Source organism: Rhizobium mayense (assembly GCF_030272705.1).
GTDB classification, from domain to species: domain Bacteria; phylum Pseudomonadota; class Alphaproteobacteria; order Rhizobiales; family Rhizobiaceae; genus Rhizobium; species Rhizobium mayense.
In genome coordinates, this window is sequence record NZ_JARFYM010000090.1 from 1 (window position 1) to 1,569 (window position 1,569).

Sequence of the window (1,569 nt, forward strand, 5' to 3'; positions counted from 1 at the left end):
TCCGGCCGCTTTCGGCCTGACGTTCCCGTAGGGGCGGCGATCGCGGCGCGCGGCGTTCATGACCGTGCGCCCGCGGCAGATGATTGATTCATCGCGCCGCACAGAACGTGTCGACCACGCCCGTCCCCGGGCAATAGTTTATCGACTTTGTTGATCGGGTGATCGTCAATTCGGATAGACCCATCCGCCCTAATCGTGCCACCGTCGAACCAAGTCGTGAAACTTGTCCAACAGCGCACATTGCTCGTCTGGGTCAAGCCCCTCATATTTTCCCATCGCCGTCATGAATCTTGCTTGGAATGTCACGTCCGCCTTTCGTTCGGCGACCGATCTTTGCCTCAGCCATTCGCCTTTGCGGGTCGAGTCATAGCGCCAGTTGCAGTCCATCTGCCCTGCAGTAATTGCTGCAAGTCCGTCGATTTCCGCTAAGGTTAGCGGCTTTCTGAACTGGATTTCTTGGCAGATGTAGATCGTGACCAAAGCAAACAGGACACCTACACCTGCGATTTTCCAAACCTTCATTCCTGGGTTGCCCTCCGTGGCAACGTTACCCGTCGCAATCAAAGGGCCGCCCTAAATCTGACGCGCTCCACGGACTTGTGGTGCTCAGGTCGCGGACCTGGCCGATAGGTTGCACGACCGACGCGACAATCGTCATCCTGGGCATATTCCAGGGCACCTGTTCATCGATCTTCTTAATCGAATGGTCGGCAATTCGGGTAATGAGGACGCGGTGATATGCTTCGGGACCGATGCCGTTGAGTTTGGTGGTTTCGATTAGTGACCGGATAGTGGCCGCGCATTTCCCACCTTGTCGGAACCGGCGAACAGCGAGTTTCTGCCGAGCGCCATCGGGTGGATGGCTCGCTCGGCAGCACTGTTGTCGATCTCAGGTACCGTCATCGAGGAAACGGCAGAGCGATGCCCAACGGGAAAGCGCATGGCGGATTGCCTCTGCGGTTCCGGATTTATGCGGAAGGCGTTTGTGGCTTGGGCAGCACTGCAGCGTTCTAATTCGCCTTCCGACAGGTAACGAAAATAACACCAACGGCCCTTCTTCATGATCTCCCAAGATACGGCAAGACTGATCCCGCACAACGGGCACGGCAACTAGAGCTTCTGCCAGCAAGCCGTATATCGTCCGGCGAGCGTCGCCGCACTCGATCACCTGAAGCCGTTTACTATCAACGAATTTTCACGCCCGTGTTGTCTACTGGTGGGAGCAGGTCCTCGGCGAAGCAAAACCGGCCCGCGGCATCACATCTGGCGGCGCGGCCACGGCGAACTGTGGAAACATGCCGAGCACGGGAGTTCTCCGGCACAGACTGCAGGCCGGGTGCCGGAATTCGTAAACTGGACGAGGTCACGACGCTCCATCCTTCTCTTCCGGGGGAGGGGAGTTAGGCCGCTGCGCCACGCTTCGGCAGTTTCCAGCCTGGGCGCACGAAATGGCAGGTGTAGCCGTTCGGGATGCGCTCCAGATAGTCCTGGTGCTCCGGCTCGGCTTCCCAGAAATCGCTTGCCGGCGTCACTTCGGTGACGACCTTGCCCGGCCAGAGGCCGGAGGCG

4 protein-coding genes are annotated in these 1,569 nt (G+C 58.8%); all 4 read right to left on the reverse strand.

Annotation, left to right across the window (positions count from 1 at the left end; translation table 11 throughout):
- Window positions 1-189 precede the first annotated feature (189 nt).
- The gene (locus PY649_RS34660) at window positions 190-522 is read right to left on the reverse strand and encodes a hypothetical protein (RefSeq protein ID WP_285873577.1); all 333 of its coding nucleotides are present in this window, start codon (window positions 520-522) and stop codon (window positions 190-192) included.
- A 25-nt stretch (window positions 523-547) separates the two neighbouring features.
- Window positions 548-790 (reverse strand): transposase domain-containing protein, encoded by a 243-nt coding sequence (locus PY649_RS35290; protein ID WP_432761464.1) that lies wholly within the window; start codon window positions 788-790, stop codon window positions 548-550.
- Entirely contained in the window at window positions 778-942 is a 165-nt protein-coding gene (locus PY649_RS35295; protein ID WP_432761463.1) for a hypothetical protein, read from the reverse strand. The genes PY649_RS35290 and PY649_RS35295 overlap by 13 nt, the downstream gene beginning before the upstream one ends.
- Before the next feature lie 458 nt (window positions 943-1,400).
- A partial coding sequence (locus PY649_RS34670; RefSeq protein WP_285873579.1) for a peptide-methionine (S)-S-oxide reductase occupies window positions 1,401-1,569 on the reverse strand: 169 nt, incomplete at its 5' end.

Coding starts and splice junctions, on each gene's coding strand:
- PY649_RS35295 (WP_432761463.1), bottom strand. CDS start 942: ATGCGCTTTCCCGTTGGGCATCGCTCTGCCGTTTCCTCGATGACGGTA.
- PY649_RS34660 (WP_285873577.1), bottom strand. CDS start 522: ATGAAGGTTTGGAAAATCGCAGGTGTAGGTGTCCTGTTTGCTTTGGTC.